Source organism: Cuniculiplasma divulgatum (assembly GCA_031200235.1).
GTDB lineage: Archaea > Thermoplasmatota > Thermoplasmata > Thermoplasmatales > Thermoplasmataceae > UBA509.
The window spans coordinates 532,238-549,081 of the sequence record CP133595.1; the positions used below are offsets into that span (position 1 = coordinate 532,238).

The following is a 16,844-nucleotide window of genomic DNA, read 5'->3' on the forward strand; positions in this document are numbered from 1 at the left end:
ATCAGACAGGGTTGGGCTTGAACCTCTCCTTGGCGTCCTCTATGATTGTTTTCACGGTTTTCTTGAATGGAGCGAACTCCTCCGGCGTCTTTGGATAAGCATCGTAGAGGCTGTTGAATTCCTTCATCTTTCCCACCACATAGACAAGGTTTGAGAATGCCCTTACGTTGGTGGCGCCCTTCAGCACCATCTTGAACTTTGATGCAAGGCTCAGTTCCGGGATGAGCCCCAGTGTTATGTCCGATGCCTCCTTGGTTGTGAGGAATGTCCTCATGCCGTAGTTCAGGATATCGTTGTTCAGGGACTGCAGGTATATCCTGAAAACCTCCATTCCAGCCGTTCTCTTTCCGTATGCCTGGTTGTAGTCAAGATTGTACTTCCACAGGCCCTTCACGGACGTGTCGTTCTCCTCCACAGCGCGGACTGCATTTTCTCCAGCAAGTATTCCCGATATGAGCGCCGGGCCGATTCCTCCAGCACTGATGGGATTTGGCATGACCATGCTGTCTCCGGCTCCCATGTACCCGTCGTACACCAGGCTCTCCATCTGCCTCCTGACCGAGACGGACCATATGCCCTTTCCGTTGTTGTTCTTGTTGAATATCCGCAGGTTCTTGAGGGCAGGATTCCATTTCACGTAATTGTCTATGAGGGTCTGCAGGTTGTCTGATCTCTTCATCTTGGCGTTCCTGATGTCCAGGCTTCTCTTCTGGACACCCAGGCCAATGTTTATCCTGTTACCGCTCTTGGGAAACACCCAGCCGTATCCGCCTGGGGCGATCTCGTTGTTCAGGTGGATCAGCGCATTGTCAGGATCGTAATACTTCAGATCGGCATGATCAAGATCGAATTCATAGATGTACCTGCCTGTTGATTCAATGTCGTCTATGTCCACTGTCCTCTCTATGTAAGGGTTCTCAGGCAGGTTCCTCCTCAGGACTGTTGAAACGCCAAGGGCATCTATGACAACCTTTGCCCTGAATTCCTTCTCCTCCTTGTTCCTGTCCCTTCCATGGACTCCCACGACCTTCTTCCCGTCAAGGACCGGCCCAGAAATGTCGAACTGGCTGATGTATTCCACATCTGTCTTCCTGGCAATCTGCAGGAGCTTGGACTCAAACTCAGGCCTGTCAAGGGTGAATCCAACCCCCTCGAACATGAACCTTGTCTTGAGGTCAGGTGAAATTGCATAAACGCCGTCAACCCTCCTGTCAAGTTCCGGGAATCCGAATGAAATTCCCAATTTTTTGGTAACGAAGTCTATGTGCGATCCGGCAACTGCATCCCCGCATGTCCAGCCCCATACTGTCTTCTTCCCAACTTCCTCCTCCGTGTTCCTGTCAAGCATCAGGACCCTCTTGCCGGCCCTTGCAGCAACAGTGGCTGCAAGCATGCCGGAAAGGCCTGCTCCTGCAACTATTATATCATAATTGTCCACGCTGTTCATGAAAATCGACTACTGCCTGAGTATATGGCACCATATTTAAAATTTATTTGATCCGGCCGGAGTGACAGAATCAATGAAAAACAAAATGATACCAGACGCATTACGTTGACATTGCCTGACTGCATCATAATCGGTGGTGGCCCGTCCGGGTCAGTGATTTCAAGGATTCTTCAGAAGCGCGGCTTCGCCACGGCAATCGTTGACATGAGGATGGAGATCGGCGCTCCCATGACATGCGATGATCTTGTAAACGTCAGGGATGTCAGGTCTGCCGGGGCAGATCCAGATGAAATGCCCATTGAGATGCTTGATGGCGTTGAAATCCACTGCGGATCGGCCGCGCTGACCATGGCAGCATCAGGAAAGGAAGGCGATGCATTCAATGCCGCAGTTGAGACAGACCGGCTCAAAAAGGAGATCACGGCACTTGCTGCGCTGGAAGGCTCCCATGTCCACATCAGGTCCAGGGCAGAAGCCGTTTCACTGAATGCCCAGGGCGACTTTGAAGTTATGGTCAGGACCGGTTCCCATGAGGAACTGCTCAGGTCGCGTTTTTTGGTGCTGGCTGGCGGATCATGGGACAGTGCACCTGCCTTTGCAGGCCGGCCACCGCTGCAAAACCTTGCCCGGCCAGGTTTCAGTTATGGCAGATCAGTGGCCCGGACAGATGAAAGAAAAATTGCCTCCTTGATCTTCAATGGCCATGAACACTGCATCAACATTGAAAATCCCATTCCCGGGGGCTTTCACGATTCAATATGCTTGATGCCTGGAAAGCCTGGAGTGACCGTTGCTGATACAGTATCGCCATCAGGTTCAGTTGCCGTCGGACAGAAGTTCTTTGCCCTACCGGCTGCACCCGTACCAGAATACGGTGGTGCCATTGTTGCGGGGCTGCAGTCAGGCCTGTGGAATCCCATTTTCTCAACTGCGTTCCACCAGTCTGTCGCCACGGCTCAGCTTGCGGCAGAATGCATAACTGCCCAGCTTGAAGGCAGGGTTGAAAATGCTGTCCAGAGATACACGGAGAGATTTCAGGCAGAACTTGCACAATCTCCGAGGGATGAGTTCCTTCTCTACAACGAACTCATGAAAGCACAGCCCCGTGAAATTGAAAAATTCATGGAAAAACTTGCCACAGAAGAATATTCAGAAATATCGGTAGCTGAGATTGAAAGGCGGATGCACATGGATATTGGCGGGCTTATGGACCTCCTTAATGAGGATCACTGAATGCCCTCGAGATTCTCCAGACCGAAATTGCCGGCCTTTATCTGGTTCCTCATGAGTTTCTTGAATCCGCGGTTGCCCTTCATGGCCTTGAGATTGTTCTTCATTGCCTTGAACTCCCTCAGGAGATTCCTCACATCAGTTTCCTCCCTTCCTGATCCTCTGGCTATCCTGACGATGCGTCTGGCATTTATCTCGTCTGGATGCTCCAGCTCATAGAAGGTCATGGAATCCATTATGACACGGTAGTTGTTCAGCTTGTCCTGAGCATTGTCCAGGTCCTCAGCACCGATCTTCCCTCCGCCGGGAATTTTTGAGAGCGGGAGGGCATCAAACATCTTCCTCATTATGCCGGGCTGCGCGAACTTCTCCCAGATCTCGTACATGTCCTTGAGATTGAATTTCCCGGACATGAGGCGGTTCATTGATTCCTCGGCCTCTTCCTCTGTTATCTGGGTCTCCTGGAATGCCTCAAGAAGTGTTTCCAGGTCACCAAGGCCAAGCAGGCGTGACAGGAACTTCTTCGCATTGAAGACCTCAAGATCATCCATGTGTTCCCCCGTACCTATGAAATACACGGGCGCATGGATATCTGCAACCGCACTGAGGGCCCCTCCACCCTTCCCAGTGCCGTCCATCTTGGTGATTATGACTCCCGTTATTCCTACAGCATCGTTTATAGCCTTTGCCTGCGGGCCTGCCTGCTGCCCTATGGTGGCGTCCATGACCAGGAGGACCTCCTTTGGCTGGAATTTTTTCTTTATCTCCGTGATCTCGTCAATAAGTTCCTGGTTCAGTGAATCCCTGCCGCTGGTATCAATGATCTTCACCTTGAGGTCCTTCAGTTGTTCCAGGCCGTTGCTTATTATCCTGACTGGATTCTTCTGCCCCTTCTCGCCATAAAACGGGACATTCACCTGCTTTGCCACCTGTTCCAGCTGATCGTAGGCTCCCGGCCTGTGGACATCTGCTGCTATGAGCCCAACACTGAGCCCCTTCCTGTGGAAAAATTTGGCAAGTTTGCCTGCGCTTGTGGTCTTGCCCTGACCGTATAGACCAACGAGCATAATGGTCTGCTCACCAAGCTCTATCTTTGAGTCCTCCCCCAGAATCTTCAGGAGCTCCTCGTAGATGATCTTGATCATGTAGTCCTGTTCGGTCATGCCAGCAGGGGGCTTTTCCTCGCTGGCCCTGCGTTCAAGGGTGGAAGAAAGATTCAGGACAAGCTTGACATTCACGTCAGCCTTCAGGAGCGCTCTTTGAAGTTCCTTGGAAACCTCCTTTATTGTCTCCTTGTCAATGTAGCTTGCACGTGATATCTTGCGTATTGTCTCCCTGAGCGATCCGGCCAGCCCTTCAAGAACCATTAAGCATCACTGGTAGAAATGAATCCAAGGATTTAATATTCTCTCCACCTGTAGCCGCATTCCTCACAGGTGTAAAACTTCGTTTCCGGTTCATCTGCAGACCTGGTCTGTTTCAGGAGATAATATGCGCCCTTGTGGTGGCATTTTGGGCAGACTGCATCGGAATCCAGAGGCTCCGCATTCTTCTCCTCCTTGATCATTATTACCTCCTTGGCTGCGGAGGTGCTTACTATCTTGCCTGACTTGCCTGTTCCGGCTGTCTGGGTGTACCCGCAATTGGTGCAGACCATCTTTCCGTTTGAGGGTGTCATGAGTGAACCGCATTTAGGACAGAACATAGAAAGGATGAATTCCGAGATAGTATATATACATTGACCTTTACAAATTGCTTAATTCCGGCAAGATGTTGTACAAAAATGATAATTACTACTTTGAATATTGTGAGGCATGGCGAAATTTGACGAGGAACACATTCCGGAAATTCTGGACAGGTACAGAACAGTGGCAGTTGTTGGCATATCCGACAAGCCTGACCGTGACAGCTACAGGGTAGCTGAATACCTGAAACAGTCCGGGTACAACATACTGCCGGTTAATCCAGCGCTGGACCAGTGGCTGGGCATAAAGGCATACAGGGACCTTTCATCCATTCCAGAAGATGTCAGGGTGGAAATAGTGGATGTCTTCCGGAAACCAGATGCGGCACTGCAGGTGGTGGAGGAAGCCCTGAAACTGAAACCAGCAGTAGTATGGCTCCAGGAGGGAGTTGTGAACCAGGAGGCTGCTGAACTTGCGAAATCCCACGGCATACAGGTAGTTATGGATCGCTGCATGATGAAGGAGCACAGGAAATACCACAGCAAAGCATAAAAATCTTAACCGGAAGTTCCATACACATTGGGTCGGGGTAGCCTAGCCTGGTAAGGCGATAGACTCGAGATCTATTGCTCTTGTAGCTCGGGAGTTCGAATCTCCCCCCCGGCGTTACTGATTTTGTTCCCTGTATGGTTTAAATTTCCTCATTCATGAAATATGATGCCACATGGGGATTGTTTTTAAGAGGTGGTGAAATCACAGGCAGTGCTGGATATCCTTATCCTTATGATCGTCGGCGTGGCAGTTGGCGCACTCACTGGAATGACTGGCAGCAGCGGCGTTCTGGTTGTTGTGCCCGCACTGAGCCTCATGGGATTCACGTTCCAGAGATCGGTGGGTGCGAGCCTTCTTGTGGACGTCATAACCACATCCATAGTCATATACGTATATCTCAGGAAGCGCAGTGTCTACGTGAGGAGCGGGATTTTCATGGGCCTTGGCGCAATCATAGGAGCACAGATAGGGTCAAGGGTAGCTGTGTCCATATCCCAGCATCCACTGGAAATCGCATTCGTTGTTCTCACAGCGGTGCTTGCCTTCCAGATGTACAGAAGGGCATTTGGAAAACCCCGTGAAAAAAAGAATATTCACCTATCCTTTCCGGAGATGCAGGCACTTCCACTTGCCTTTGCCCTGAGCATTCCAGTGGGATTTCTGACGGGCACAATAGGCACCAGCGGAGGCATCATGTTCATAGGCATAACAATGCTCCTCTTCACTGTACCTGCACAGAAAATGGTGGGCACAGCCACCCTTGCCATGTTTTTCTCCGCGTTCAGCGGGACTGTTGGTTATGCTTCCCTTGGGCTTATTGACTTTACTGCTGCTGCCATTATAGGGGTGGCTTCCCTTGCATCCGGTATTGGATTCTCATATCTTGCTCACAGAACCTCCGAGAAAGGCATATATGCAGCCATAGGAACCGTGTTTATCGTGGTGATCTTTGTGGAACTTTTCAAGATCATCCTCTGATAGTTACAAACCTTGCTGTGATCATCCCTTCTTCCTCGCGTCATCCAGGAGAAGCTCCTGGTATGCATCGTCATCCATCTCCATTACAAATGGGCCACTGTAGCCGCAGTCCAGGCACTTGTACTGACCCATGATCATGATCATTGCTCCCGTCACGTTGTCAGAATGGCACATGGGACACACTTTATGCATTCATACACATGCTGAACCTGAAGATAAGCATAGTTCATGCAGGAAATGTTTATACTCAAATCGCAATCATTCTCCTGACCCGCTAACTTGAAAAAACAGGGAGCGTATAGTATTGCTTAAAATTCTCAATGAAAGCAAGGTCTCTCCATTCATATCTTTCACAAGGGATGAGTGGAAAGCACTTCGTGATTCAACTCCAATGACCGTGTCAGAGGAGGACCTCAGCATAATAAGAGGAATAAACGAGAAAATCTCGCTCCAGGAGGTTGAAGAGGTTTTCCTGCCTCTGTCCAGGCTCATGAACATATATTACTGCGCAGCCAGGCAGCTTTACGATTCCAGGCGGGAGTTCCTCAAGGAGAAGGGGGAGAAGGTACCCTATGTGGTGGGGATGGCAGGCAGCGTTGCGGTTGGGAAGAGCACCATAGGAAGACTCCTGAAGATCCTCTTTTCAAGATGGCCCACTGCACCAAAGGTTTCGCTCATTGCAACAGATGGCTTCCTGCTTCCAAACAGCGTGCTGGAAGCAAAGGGACTCATGAACAGGAAGGGCTTTCCCGAAAGTTATGATGTGAGGGCACTGATTCACTTTCTCTATGAGCTTAAGAGTGGTAAAGATGATCTCAAGATTCCCCTCTACTCACATCTGACCTATGACATAGTTCCGGGGCAGTTCCAGGAGATAAAGAGGCCGGATATAGTCATACTGGAGGGGCTCAATGTTCTCCAGACCAGGAGTACAATGGCATCCCAGACCAATCCTGAACTACTTGTATCAGACTTCTTTGATTTTTCCATATATGTGGATGCCGATGTTGCAGACATCAAGAAATGGTACATCGACAGGTTCCTGGTGTTCAGGGAAACAGCATTCAGGGATCCAAAGTCCTTTTTCAGGAAGTATGCGGAGTTGGACACTGAAGATGCCATAGCAACAGCTTCGTCCATATGGGAAGAGATCAATGCCGTGAACCTGAGGCAGAATATTGAGCCCACAAAATACCACGCACACCTGATCCTGAAGAAGGGACCCGATCATTCTGTGACCGATGTATTTATGAGAAAAATATGAAACTGAGCCACAGTTCATTGGATTTTACACGGTAATCCCCATCATCCCTGATCAGTATGGGAGGATTCCCCTAGCAAGAATATTCAACGCAATTTGAAATCGTTACCCGGTACGGAGTCCTCTGCCTGTTTGCCATTTGGAAGAAATTAATGGGACTTATACAATTGATTAAAAAGAAGAAAATGCGAATTGAGGTATTTACTTCGTCTTTCGCATCATAACTTCATAGTATCCGTCGCGGTCATATACACCTACAAGCTCATTTTGTGATTTGTCCACCCAGGCAGGAGCATCATCCTTTACGCTTGGATCCGAAGAATATACAGCTATAATATCCCCAACTTTCGCATCCTTGTAGGCTATGAGCATCTCCCAGAGAGCTCCAGGACAAATTGTTCCCCGCACATCAACTATCTTTGCCGGTTTCAATTCTTTTTCCATTTTATCACATCCCGTGGGACTTGATGTGAATCCGTAATCCCAACTTGACATATAAACAAAGCCATCCTCAAGAGAAGTTCTCATTATTCGCGGCAATTTCAAAGGAAAACCTGACGTACTTGATTTTTCCCGGGAACCTCATAAAGATGGATGGTGCATTTCTAAAATCCAACTGAATCAAAAAGTCCGGTTAATAAATGGGGCTGACCGGATTTGAACCGGTGACCTCCCGGTTATCAGCCGGGTGCTCAAACCATGCTAAGCTACAACCCCTGTTTCCAGAAATACTGGAAATGGAAGCCCCCTAAAATTGGAGGAGCCGTAATAAACATTTCGCAACCTAACAGTAGATATGCTTGTTCAGTTTCCAATTTCTGCTCGATCATTTCCTGTGGTAAATTTCATTCAAGTTTTCTGAAGAAGAGGCGCATACCGGGCAAATCTCGCTGGATGACGGCTGGCCGCAAACTGCGCATTTTCCCACTGCCGTATCTGAGCCGCCCCGTATTGATGGCTTGATCCTGTCAAGGAAGTTCAGCAGCGCAAAACGTGTTCCAGGGGAGCGTTCTTCAAGTGTTTCCACAACGTCGCGAAACGTGTTTCTCTGTGCTTTTTCATAGTAAGGGCACCATGAAGCATCAAAGTCGATCCCCTTCAGGATGGCGTAAAGCATTACCTCCTTCTCGGGGATGCGCCTCAGGGGCAGTATCCTCCTGACCATGCCTTCCCGGGAATCACTGTGCGGTGCCATCCTGGCAAGCCTGTCAACGTCTCCTCGGGCCACATTCATGAGTATTGACTGGGAGTAGTCGTCAAGATTCATGCCAAGAGCAACATAATCCGATTCAAGGGAGAGACTTTCAAGATTCATCATCTGCCTCCTCATGGGGCCGCAGCGCGAGCATGGAATGGCGTCAGGGTTTTCCGAGACAACGCGATCCATGGTTGTGCCGAAATGATCCTGAAATGATATGGTTGAGTGCTCCACACCCAGCATCCTGGAAAGCATGCGTGCCTTCTCCAGGCCGGAGCTGCGGTATCCTTCAATGCCTTCATCCACTGTGAATGCCTTCAGCGTGACATTCTTCCTGCCCTTGAATAGCTCTGCCAGAGAATAGAGGGTGACAGAACTGTCCTTGCCCCCTGAGATCGCAACAGATATTGTTATGTGGGCACCTGAAAATGATACCTGGTCCCTTATCTCCCTTCTGATTCTCCTGTCAACTGAAGCGATGAAGTGATCCGCGCAGAGCATTTCACCGCTGTACCTGGCCTCGTAAACAGCGTCCCTGCCGCAGATAGTACACTTCATGGAGGTGTATGATTATCTACATTATTGCTCTTTCCAATGCGGGTTATGAAGATGCGGTAAATTATGACTCATGGCTCAAACCACCGCGTGAACCTCAGTGCCCATCATGGTACGGTGACCTGCTGGCAGATCACGAAACAGTTCTCTCCTGTATCCCTTCTGCCTTTGCAGCTTCATATCCTGAGTTGAATGCTGCCAGGTTTGCCTCTGCTGCCTTCCCGGAAAATATCCTGGTTATCTCACCTTCCAGTATCTCCCTTGGGATTTCCAGAATGCCAAGCCCATACAGGAAACCTGCAATCACGGTGTTCACGGTGCGATAATTCCCTGCCGCCCTTGCGAGCTCCAGTGCGTTTATGCTGTGCAGTTTAACTTCCTTCTGTATGGCCCTGCTGATATCATCAATATCGGGATACTGCTTCCTGTTGATTCCCAGCGAAACAGGGGGTAGCTTTTCCGTGCTCATCACCATGATCGTGTGTGGTCCTGCCCTTCTGAGCGACCTGAGTGCTTCGAGGGGCTCCAGTGCCACGATTATATCCGCATCGCCGTCAGGCACTATTGGGGCATAATAGTCCCCAATCCTGACGTCCACTGACACCGAACCTCCTCTCTGGGCAAGTCCGTGTATCTCTGACATTATTGCCTTCTGGCCCGCTGACATTGCCGCGTTAGAGATCATGAGCCCCAGGGTCACCACGCCCTGTCCACCGACTCCTGCTATGATGATATTATGCTGCACCTGCATCACCCTCAAGTTCTATTGCATGGAATGGGCAGACATAGGGCTGGGTGCATACGCTGCATCCGTCGCAGATATTTGGATCGATAACCACCTTGTTCCCAGATACGGACATGGCAGGGCATGCGAAGTTCGTGACACAGTTCATGCAGCCGGTGCATTTATCAGGATTAACCATGAACCTGACCTCAACCCCGAGCTTCCTGTTCCTGTTGTCACGGATTAATGCACATTCACGCTTGGCTATGATCACGGACACTCCGTCGTGCCTCAGCGCATCCATTACGGCAGTGAGGGTTTCCTTCAGGTCATACGGATCAACAACCTTAAGAAAATCAACTCCTGCTGATCTGACCACATCCTCTATTGATACTTCCCTTGTGGACGGTCCTGCAAGGAATAACGGAGTTCCGGGATTTGGCTGCCTGCCTGTCATGGCTGTAATATCATTGTCCATTATGACAAGGAGCAGCCTGGATTTGTTGTGCACAGCATTTATCAGACCTGGGATTCCTCCATGGAAGAATGTGGAATCTCCAATGAAGGCAATTGCGCGCCTGTCCGTGGCGGCAGTGAGGCCGGAGGCAACACCCACTGATGAGCCCATGCTGAGCATGACCGTAGCCTCGTCGAACGGATCATAGTCTCCCAGGGAATAACAGCCTATATCGGAGGAATAAACAGGATCACTGATCCTGAGCATCTTCACTGCCCTCTTCACGGCAAAATACGTGCCGCGATGCGGACATCCGGGGCACAGGACAGGAGGCCTTGCAGGCACATCCATGGAAAGCTGGCTCGTACCTGTCTGTTCCTTCCTGCCAAGGGCAAGGATCTCCCTGAGTATTTTATCCACTGAATTGGGGGAAAGTTCATGGCTCATTGGGAAGACACCGTCGAGCTTTCCAGTAATGTTGACACTGAGGCCTTTCTTCTGGGCCAGGGACCTGCAGGCGGTCTCGATTACAGGGTCCACCTCCTCAGCCACTATGACTGTTGGATGCTTCTGCATGAATTCTGCCACCATCTTCTCCGGAAATGGGTTTATTATTCCCAGCTTCAGCACTTCAATGTCCAGCCCAAGCTTCTTCATGCTGTCCATCATTATGTTGAATGCCTCTCCGGACGCTATGATTCCATGCATTGATTCCGGATTTCCAATCCTGGTCACCAGCAGGTCCTGGTAATTCTCGCCGGATATCTTCTCCATCCTTGAGATCAGGGCTTCCTTGTACCTGTATGAATTTGACGGGAGTGCCACATACTTGCCCGGAGGTGCGGGTATATTTTCCCTGTGCCTTTCCTGTATTTCACCCATGACAACGGAGGAACGCATGTGGCTTGTCCTGGTGGTTGTCCTGAACATGACTGGCAGGCCTTCCCTTTCAGATATCATGAATGCAATCTTCAGGAAGTCCTTGGCCTCCTGCGGATTCGAGGGCTCAATTAATGGCAGATGGGCAAGCTGCGCATATATCCTGTTGTCCTGCTCATTCTGGGACGAAAACATTGACGGATCGTCTGCCGTCATTATTACCATTGGAGCCCCTGTACCTGTATATGCTATGCTCATGATGGCATCTGCCGCCACGTTCATTCCCACGTGCTTCATGAATACAAAGGACCTGAGGCCCGATATGGACGCGGCAAAGGCAGATTCAACGGCCACCTTCTCGTTCACGGAGAATTCAAACTTCAGCCCAGCCTTTCCCGCTATCTCGAATAGAACATCGCCAACCTCGCTTGATGGAGTGCCAGGGTATGTGGTGGCAACATCGACGCCAGCCTCTATGACACCACGGGCTATTGCCTCGTTTCCAAGGAGAAAAAGCCTGTCTCCCGGTTTTGCCTTGAGGATACTGTCATATGATGACATTTAGTGCACAATATGATAATCAATTACCGGTTATTTCAATGCGATCCCTAATGCTATGTCAGTCAATTCCACTCATGGCGCCTGCTTTATGCAGCGGGGTTCAATATTCCATGGATTGCATGTGCAGCAATGTTAATCTGCTGAAACTGAGGTATCCTGATAACCTGCTCAAAAAATTACATGAAAATTTTAAAGCAGCTTTACATCACAGTTTCATGTCCATGAAAAAAGCACTGTTTTACATTGTAGCTTCGGAAAAGGATCGAGCAGCCATGGGACTTACAGTGGCAAGAAGGGCCGCTGAACACAAAAGATTCAGCGACGTGAAAGTAATACTGCAGGGCGAGAGCGAAAAGCTCCTGCTTGATGAATCACCCGGAATCAAGGACAACGTTGATTACCTCATAAAGAACCACCATATTGATTCAGCATGCAAATTCATCGCAGAGAAATTCACGCTCACTGAGCCCATACTGAAAAAGGGTGTTGATCTCCAGCCTGCTGGAGAGAGGCTTGCCGCCCTTGTAAATGATGACTATGTGCCAATAGTATTCTGAGTTGTTTAGAAATTATTCGTTAAGGCTTTAGATATGCAGGAAAATACGGAACAGACGTTCAGGGAGGTGATGAGGGGCTATCCAACCGGAGTGACTATTGTGACCTCCCTTTCTGAAGGAAAGCCAGTGGGCGGTACCATGAACTCCTTCACTTCAGTCTCCATGACTCCACCTCTTATTGCGGTTTTCATAACTGCCGGCAGCCATACAGCACAGGCCATAGCAGGAAGCAGGAAATTCAACGTGAACATACTCAGTGCCAGTCAGGAGGCGGATGCAAGAAAATTTGCAGATCCGGACAGCGCAACGAGGTTCGCTCAGGATCACTTTGAGAGTGGCAGCAATGGAATCCCTGTTATCCCGGGTTCAATTGCCTGCCTTGAATGCACACTTGAGGATCAGATTCCAGTTGCGGATCATATAATGTTTCTGGGAAATGTCACAGCTGCATACAGTCTCAAGGAAGGAAATCCCATACTGTATTACCGCAGGAAATTCCGGGAACTGCCGTCTAATCCTTGATGGCAATGCTATAATACAGTGCCTTCCACAACATTATTAGGCAGGATATGGCATGATCATAGGATAGAAATGGCTCTTGATCCTGATGTTGCGAAGCTCTTGAAGATGATTTCTGAAATGAACATGCCCAATTTCAGGGACATGGATGTTGGCGATCTGCGGAATATGATGGACAACAACCCATTGATGAAGGAGGATATCCAGATAAGCCGGACCACAGACATGTCCATAGGCGACGAAAAAATCCCTGCCAGGCTTTATGATCCGAAGGATGGCACCAGGTCCCTCATACTGTATTTCCATGGGGGCGGCTTCGTTTTTGGAAACCTGGAAAGCCACGATGCGGTGTGCCGCAGGGCAGCCCGGGAATCCGGCTGCAAGGTTCTTTCTGTGGATTACAGGCTTGCCCCTGAACACAAGTTTCCAGCCGCGGTAGAGGATGCTTTCACTGCCTATGTATGGGCAAGGAAAAATGCCAGGAAGCTTGACGTTGACCCTGACAGGATTGCCGTGGCAGGGGACAGTGCCGGCGGGAACCTTTCCGCTGCCGTCAGCCTCATGATCAGGGACCGTGGCATTGAAAAACCCATGCTTCAGATTCTATTCTATCCTGCTCTCGGCCCTGACTTCTTCTCCGAATCACTGCGTGAATTCTCTGATGGCTTCTTCCTCACCAGGGATCAGATTGACTGGTTCGGTGACATGTACCTGGGAAATAAGGCTGATGCCCTGAACCCTTACTTCTCGCCCATCCTGCATCCTGATCTCTCAGGGTTACCTGAGGCCATAATCATAACAGGAGAGCATGATCCCCTCAGGGACCAGGGTGAGACATATGTATCAAGGCTCGGGTCCGCAGGCATTCCTGTGACCGGCATAAGGGCAATGGGAATGATTCATGGATTCCTGAGCTTCACACCGGTTGTTCCCGCTGCTGCTTGCGTTGCCGACATGGTGTGGTCACTGGTCGGAAAGAAGCTGGGATCCCGCTGACCTGTCACTGATTCTCCTTGAATCCAGTGTAGCTCACACCCTCCACGTCAAATTCCCCAGCTCTTTCCAGGGTGTTCGGCCTGTGCCTGGAATAGTACATGGTTACGGCCAGCCCTCCAAGGATAACCCACAGCATTGTTGCAATTAGTGACCCAAAATAGGCGTCATTTATTGGTGATGGCGTGGAAAGCCATTTTGCCACAACATCGCTCATGGAGAAGTATATGACTACAAGCCCTATGGCAGTGGCTGCTGCCGGTGCAATTCCGTGCGTCAGCAGCCTGAACTCACCTATTCTCCTGGTGAAAAAAGTCAGTGAAGTGTTGGCCATTATGTGGACCAGGATGATCGAGATGCCTGTGCCTGCCTCCAGAATGAATGCAGCGTTTTCCGGGCCGTAGATCACCCCCATGATTACGTCAAGCGCAAACGACCCCAGCGCCCACGCAATTAATGCATTGGCAGGAGACTTGTATTTGGGATGGATTCTGCTCAGGCTCTTGGGAAAGACAACGCCATCACGGGCAGCTGAATACCACCACCTGCTCACGGCGGTTGCCTTGGATACCCCGTTGGTCAGGTAGCTGTTCACTGTGAATATTATCAGGAGAACCAGCCCGACTGGCCCAAGATACCTGCTGAACACTATAAGGCCGGCATCGTTGGTTGTGGCGAAGCTCGCAATGTGGCCAATACCCCATCCAACGGTAAGTGCGTAGGTTGCAGGTATTATTGATATTGCGGTGAGGACCATGGCGAATATGATGGATTTTCCTATGTTCTTCTTGGGCTCCTTTATCTCTTCGGAAACCGTTGTGACCACCCCGCTTCCCGTGAAATCGAGAATTGAGAACACCGCGCCGAACATAATGGCGGAAAACCCAATGCCGGTTGACCTGGAAATTGTGAATGGCAGCACTGAGTTTCCCGGCCCAACCCTGATTATGATTATTATTGCTCCAATGAGCAGGAACAGGACCTCGGCAAGTCCGGCAATTGCATTGTATCCCAGTGAAGGCTTTATGCCGAAATACGTGACTGCGATTATGTAACCCGTGAAGGCAGCTGCAAATATGACCCATATGTATGGGATGCTGCTTATTGCAGGCGATATGAGGAATATGAAGCTGGACAGACCGAGTATCCCGAATGCCGCCCCTGTTATATCGTAATACATGAAGCTGAAAGCCGTTATTGGCCCCAGTCTTCCTCGATCTGTTGCGGATGAGGCGTAAGCATAGTAGCTTCCGGCGTTGGACTTATACTTGCTGAACTGGTAGGGCGTTATCATCCACAGTGCGTAAATGAGCCATCCGAATATTACAGACAGGACTGTGTCAGGGCCAGCAATTGAGAAAGATGCCACCAGCAGGATAGCAATATCTGCTGCCGGGGCAACCTGCCCAAGAGACTGGAACACTCCCTGGAACAGGCCCACTGCGTTCTTCTGCAACCTGTTTCTTCTTCGCATCATTATGTTTTTGCTCCCTTCAGGCTATATCTGGCGCAAGCGGGAAGAAATCACTTTATCCGCTGCATGCTGAATCATGGCAGTTTCACATTCTAGCCGCTTATGTTTTCCTTATTGACCCCATAATATAAAACTGTATTGTTTCCAGGCTAAAATCCGATATTATGTCAACTTATACTGGTCTCTTCATAAATATCAATGAGATATTTTACAAATATGGCATATAATTTATGATTAGGCATCGCGGGTGTCATTCTTCCGGTTGACTGGAGCTCCCAGGGGCCTAAAAACCCTGGCAGCAGTCCAGATATATGGTGTGGCCACACTGCGGACAGGCTGAATTATGCCTGTAATAGTAGCAGCTGCTGCAAGTACAGTCCTCTTCAGCGCAATCCTGGCACATGAAATTGGAATCCACAGCTGGGTGAATAACATTATGTCGTATTCCGTGCAAAATACATGAAGGAAGAGGTAGCAACCTCTCAATGCGCGGGCCTGGAATCCATGGAAATCCTCTAAGAAGCATCAACAGGGTGCATCATTCATCCGGCCCGAAAATACTGTGGTTACACCGAACCTCGCCAGATCATTATGGATTCGTTCATGGATTGGGGGTTCCGGAAATGTGCCTTGCCAGGTATCTCTGCATGAGGGCAACGGTGAGAGACATCAGGATCAGGAAGAGCCCGATGAGTCTCCACATGGCGTTGTATGAGATCACGTCCACAACAGTTCCGGAAAGCGGCGTGCCAAGTATTGTCCCCATGCTTATCATCATGAGGCTCACGCCGCTGAAAAGGCCGATGCGGTCGCGCGGGGCAATTTCAGATATCAGTGTAACGTATGTGCTGTTCCAGCCTATGGCACTCATGCCGAGGACAAATGCCATCACGCCTGCTTCCAGAATGTTTCCGGCCACCAGGGAGAAGGTTATGAACAGGAGGCCTGCTATGAGCATGATCATTGCGATCATCCTTGACCTGTTCCTGCTGAACATCCTCTCGGAAAGGTTCACCCAGAAGAGCCTGCCTGCCACGGAACCTGCAAGCAGGACAGCCAGGAGTATTTCCGACCAGATGATTGGGAAGCCCCTGAACCTCATGTATACAACGAAGTATGTGAGCAGGGACTGCTGGCCCCAAGACAGGAATGCCACCGGAAGGCTTACCAGCAGGAGCAGGCGGTTGCGCCACGTTGAGAAGAACTCCCGCACGTACCCCTTCCCAGAGCCCCTGCTTCCTTCCGGCCTGACATCCCGGGCTATGCCGATTGCCAGGCCTCCAGAGATCAGGGCCGTGAGTATGAGGGCATCCCTGAGAGAGAAGTGCAGGGCGACAAGTGGCAGGGCAAGAGCCGCCAGTGCCGCCCCAAGAGGAACACCTGACTGTTTTATTCCCATTGTTCGAGCGTGATGCGGATAATAAGCTGCCATCACAGAGCTGTTTGTGGAAGGGGTCACTATGCCGTATCCAAATCCTATGATGAAGAAGCCCGACACTATTTCTGGATAGTTCTGAGCAGATCCTGCAACAAGTGATCCAAGAGCCATCATGCCAAAGGCTATTTTCAGTGCGGTGTTCCTTCCAAGGCGGTCAACAAAATAGCCTGTCATTGATGACATTGTCAAAGAGCCTATGAAAATGAAGCTCGTGATGAGCCCGAGCTGGGCTGAGGAAAGGAGAAAATCAGATTTTATGAATGGAGCAAGTGGTGAGTAGGCGGAATCATTGAAGTTACCAAGGGTCATGAAAAGCAGTGCCTGCATGGCAACCGA

At 49.9% G+C, this 16,844-nt stretch carries 18 protein-coding genes and 2 tRNA genes; 8 read left to right on the top strand and 12 right to left on the bottom strand.

Annotation, left to right across the window (positions count from 1 at the left end; genetic code table 11):
* Position 1: 1 nt before the first annotated feature.
* Positions 2-1,447, bottom strand: a complete 1,446-nt coding sequence (locus RE469_02875; GenBank protein WMT45147.1) for an FAD-dependent oxidoreductase — start codon at positions 1,445-1,447, stop codon at positions 2-4.
* Between the two features lie 111 nt (positions 1,448-1,558).
* Between RE469_02875 and RE469_02880 the strand changes: the two genes are divergently transcribed.
* Positions 1,559-2,680 carry a hypothetical protein gene (locus RE469_02880; protein WMT45148.1) on the top strand — a complete coding sequence of 374 codons (1,122 nt, stop codon included), beginning with the start codon at positions 1,559-1,561 and terminating at the stop codon, positions 2,678-2,680.
* Here RE469_02880 and RE469_02885 read toward each other — a convergent pair.
* Both RE469_02885 and RE469_02890 read right to left on the bottom strand, forming a co-directional pair.
* Positions 2,674-4,044 (bottom strand): signal recognition particle protein Srp54, encoded by a 1,371-nt coding sequence (locus RE469_02885; GenBank protein ID WMT45149.1) that lies wholly within the window; start codon positions 4,042-4,044, stop codon positions 2,674-2,676. The two genes, RE469_02880 and RE469_02885, sit on opposite strands and share 7 nt — an antisense overlap.
* 32 nt (positions 4,045-4,076) lie before the next feature.
* Complete coding sequence (locus RE469_02890; GenBank protein WMT45150.1) at positions 4,077-4,382, bottom strand: transcription factor S; 306 nt, start codon at positions 4,380-4,382, stop codon at positions 4,077-4,079.
* A gap of 109 nt (positions 4,383-4,491) precedes the next feature.
* Here RE469_02890 and RE469_02895 point away from each other — a divergent pair, with 109 nt between their 5' ends.
* The 3 genes from RE469_02895 (at position 4,492) to RE469_02905 (ending at position 5,892) form a co-directional block, all read left to right on the top strand.
* Positions 4,492-4,914 carry a CoA-binding protein gene (locus tag RE469_02895; protein WMT45151.1) on the top strand — a complete coding sequence of 141 codons (423 nt, stop codon included), beginning with the start codon at positions 4,492-4,494 and terminating at the stop codon, positions 4,912-4,914.
* A 31-nt stretch (positions 4,915-4,945) separates the two neighbouring features.
* A tRNA-Ser gene (locus tag RE469_02900) sits at positions 4,946-5,028 on the top strand.
* An 81-nt stretch (positions 5,029-5,109) separates the two neighbouring features.
* Positions 5,110-5,892 (top strand): sulfite exporter TauE/SafE family protein, encoded by a 783-nt coding sequence (locus RE469_02905; protein WMT45152.1) that lies wholly within the window; start codon positions 5,110-5,112, stop codon positions 5,890-5,892.
* Positions 5,893-5,913: 21 nt separating this feature from the next.
* On the opposite strand, the gene RE469_02910 is transcribed toward RE469_02905, so the two are convergent.
* Complete coding sequence (locus RE469_02910) at positions 5,914-6,084, bottom strand: hypothetical protein (protein ID WMT45153.1); 171 nt, start codon at positions 6,082-6,084, stop codon at positions 5,914-5,916.
* A 112-nt stretch (positions 6,085-6,196) separates the two neighbouring features.
* Between RE469_02910 and coaA the strand changes: the two genes are divergently transcribed.
* Positions 6,197-7,156 (top strand): type I pantothenate kinase, encoded by a 960-nt coding sequence (gene coaA, locus RE469_02915; protein WMT45154.1) that lies wholly within the window; start codon positions 6,197-6,199, stop codon positions 7,154-7,156.
* Between the two features lie 198 nt (positions 7,157-7,354).
* Here coaA and RE469_02920 read toward each other — a convergent pair whose 3' ends face one another.
* The 5 genes from RE469_02920 to iorA form a co-directional block, all read right to left on the bottom strand.
* Entirely contained in the window at positions 7,355-7,597 is a 243-nt protein-coding gene (locus tag RE469_02920) for a sulfurtransferase TusA family protein (protein ID WMT45155.1), read from the bottom strand.
* Positions 7,598-7,795: 198 nt separating this feature from the next.
* A tRNA-Ile gene (locus RE469_02925) sits at positions 7,796-7,870 on the bottom strand.
* A gap of 109 nt (positions 7,871-7,979) precedes the next feature.
* Positions 7,980-8,909: a TIGR00269 family protein gene (locus RE469_02930; GenBank protein ID WMT45156.1), complete on the bottom strand. Its 930-nt coding sequence runs from the start codon at positions 8,907-8,909 to the stop codon at positions 7,980-7,982.
* Between the two features lie 130 nt (positions 8,910-9,039).
* A complete protein-coding gene (locus tag RE469_02935) occupies positions 9,040-9,651 on the bottom strand; it encodes an indolepyruvate oxidoreductase subunit beta (protein WMT45157.1) in 612 nt (203 codons plus the stop codon).
* The gene (gene iorA, locus RE469_02940; GenBank protein WMT45158.1) at positions 9,641-11,527 is read right to left on the bottom strand and encodes an indolepyruvate ferredoxin oxidoreductase subunit alpha; all 1,887 of its coding nucleotides are present in this window, start codon (positions 11,525-11,527) and stop codon (positions 9,641-9,643) included. Before iorA ends, RE469_02935 begins: the two co-directional genes overlap by 11 nt.
* 215 nt (positions 11,528-11,742) lie before the next feature.
* Here iorA and RE469_02945 point away from each other — a divergent pair, with 215 nt between their 5' ends.
* The 3 genes from RE469_02945 (at position 11,743) to RE469_02955 (ending at position 13,599) form a co-directional block, all read left to right on the top strand.
* On the top strand, positions 11,743-12,084 hold the full coding sequence (locus RE469_02945) for a hypothetical protein (protein ID WMT45159.1): 342 nt from the start codon (positions 11,743-11,745) through the stop codon (positions 12,082-12,084).
* A 33-nt stretch (positions 12,085-12,117) separates the two neighbouring features.
* On the top strand, positions 12,118-12,606 hold the full coding sequence (locus tag RE469_02950; GenBank protein ID WMT45160.1) for a flavin reductase family protein: 489 nt from the start codon (positions 12,118-12,120) through the stop codon (positions 12,604-12,606).
* Positions 12,607-12,675: 69 nt separating this feature from the next.
* Positions 12,676-13,599, top strand: a complete 924-nt coding sequence (locus RE469_02955) for an alpha/beta hydrolase (GenBank protein WMT45161.1) — start codon at positions 12,676-12,678, stop codon at positions 13,597-13,599.
* A 4-nt stretch (positions 13,600-13,603) separates the two neighbouring features.
* Here RE469_02955 and RE469_02960 read toward each other — a convergent pair whose 3' ends face one another.
* The 3 genes from RE469_02960 to RE469_02970 form a co-directional block, all read right to left on the bottom strand.
* Complete coding sequence (locus tag RE469_02960; GenBank protein ID WMT45162.1) at positions 13,604-15,073, bottom strand: amino acid permease; 1,470 nt, start codon at positions 15,071-15,073, stop codon at positions 13,604-13,606.
* A gap of 231 nt (positions 15,074-15,304) precedes the next feature.
* Entirely contained in the window at positions 15,305-15,505 is a 201-nt protein-coding gene (locus RE469_02965) for a hypothetical protein (GenBank protein ID WMT45163.1), read from the bottom strand.
* 166 nt (positions 15,506-15,671) lie between these two features.
* On the bottom strand, positions 15,672-16,835 hold the full coding sequence (locus RE469_02970; protein ID WMT45164.1) for an MFS transporter: 1,164 nt from the start codon (positions 16,833-16,835) through the stop codon (positions 15,672-15,674).
* Between the last annotated feature and the right edge of the window lie 9 nt (positions 16,836-16,844).

Excerpts from the sequence above, each read along its gene's own strand:
- RE469_02875 (WMT45147.1), bottom strand. The coding sequence starts at position 1,447 with ATGAACAGCGTGGACAATTATGATATAATAGTTGCAGGAGCAGGCCTT.
- RE469_02885 (WMT45149.1), bottom strand. The coding sequence starts at position 4,044 with ATGGTTCTTGAAGGGCTGGCCGGATCGCTCAGGGAGACAATACGCAAG.
- RE469_02890 (WMT45150.1), bottom strand. The coding sequence starts at position 4,382 with ATGTTCTGTCCTAAATGCGGTTCACTCATGACACCCTCAAACGGAAAG.
- RE469_02895 (WMT45151.1), top strand. The coding sequence starts at position 4,492 with ATGGCGAAATTTGACGAGGAACACATTCCGGAAATTCTGGACAGGTAC.
- RE469_02910 (WMT45153.1), bottom strand. The coding sequence starts at position 6,084 with ATGCATAAAGTGTGTCCCATGTGCCATTCTGACAACGTGACGGGAGCA.
- RE469_02920 (WMT45155.1), bottom strand. The coding sequence starts at position 7,597 with ATGGAAAAAGAATTGAAACCGGCAAAGATAGTTGATGTGCGGGGAACA.
- RE469_02930 (WMT45156.1), bottom strand. The coding sequence starts at position 8,909 with ATGAAGTGTACTATCTGCGGCAGGGACGCTGTTTACGAGGCCAGGTAC.
- iorA (WMT45158.1), bottom strand. The coding sequence starts at position 11,527 with ATGTCATCATATGACAGTATCCTCAAGGCAAAACCGGGAGACAGGCTT.
- RE469_02945 (WMT45159.1), top strand. The coding sequence starts at position 11,743 with ATGTCCATGAAAAAAGCACTGTTTTACATTGTAGCTTCGGAAAAGGAT.
- RE469_02950 (WMT45160.1), top strand. The coding sequence starts at position 12,118 with ATGCAGGAAAATACGGAACAGACGTTCAGGGAGGTGATGAGGGGCTAT.
- RE469_02955 (WMT45161.1), top strand. The coding sequence starts at position 12,676 with ATGGCTCTTGATCCTGATGTTGCGAAGCTCTTGAAGATGATTTCTGAA.
- RE469_02960 (WMT45162.1), bottom strand. The coding sequence starts at position 15,073 with ATGATGCGAAGAAGAAACAGGTTGCAGAAGAACGCAGTGGGCCTGTTC.
- RE469_02965 (WMT45163.1), bottom strand. The coding sequence starts at position 15,505 with ATGTTATTCACCCAGCTGTGGATTCCAATTTCATGTGCCAGGATTGCG.
- RE469_02970 (WMT45164.1), bottom strand. The coding sequence starts at position 16,835 with ATGCAGGCACTGCTTTTCATGACCCTTGGTAACTTCAATGATTCCGCC.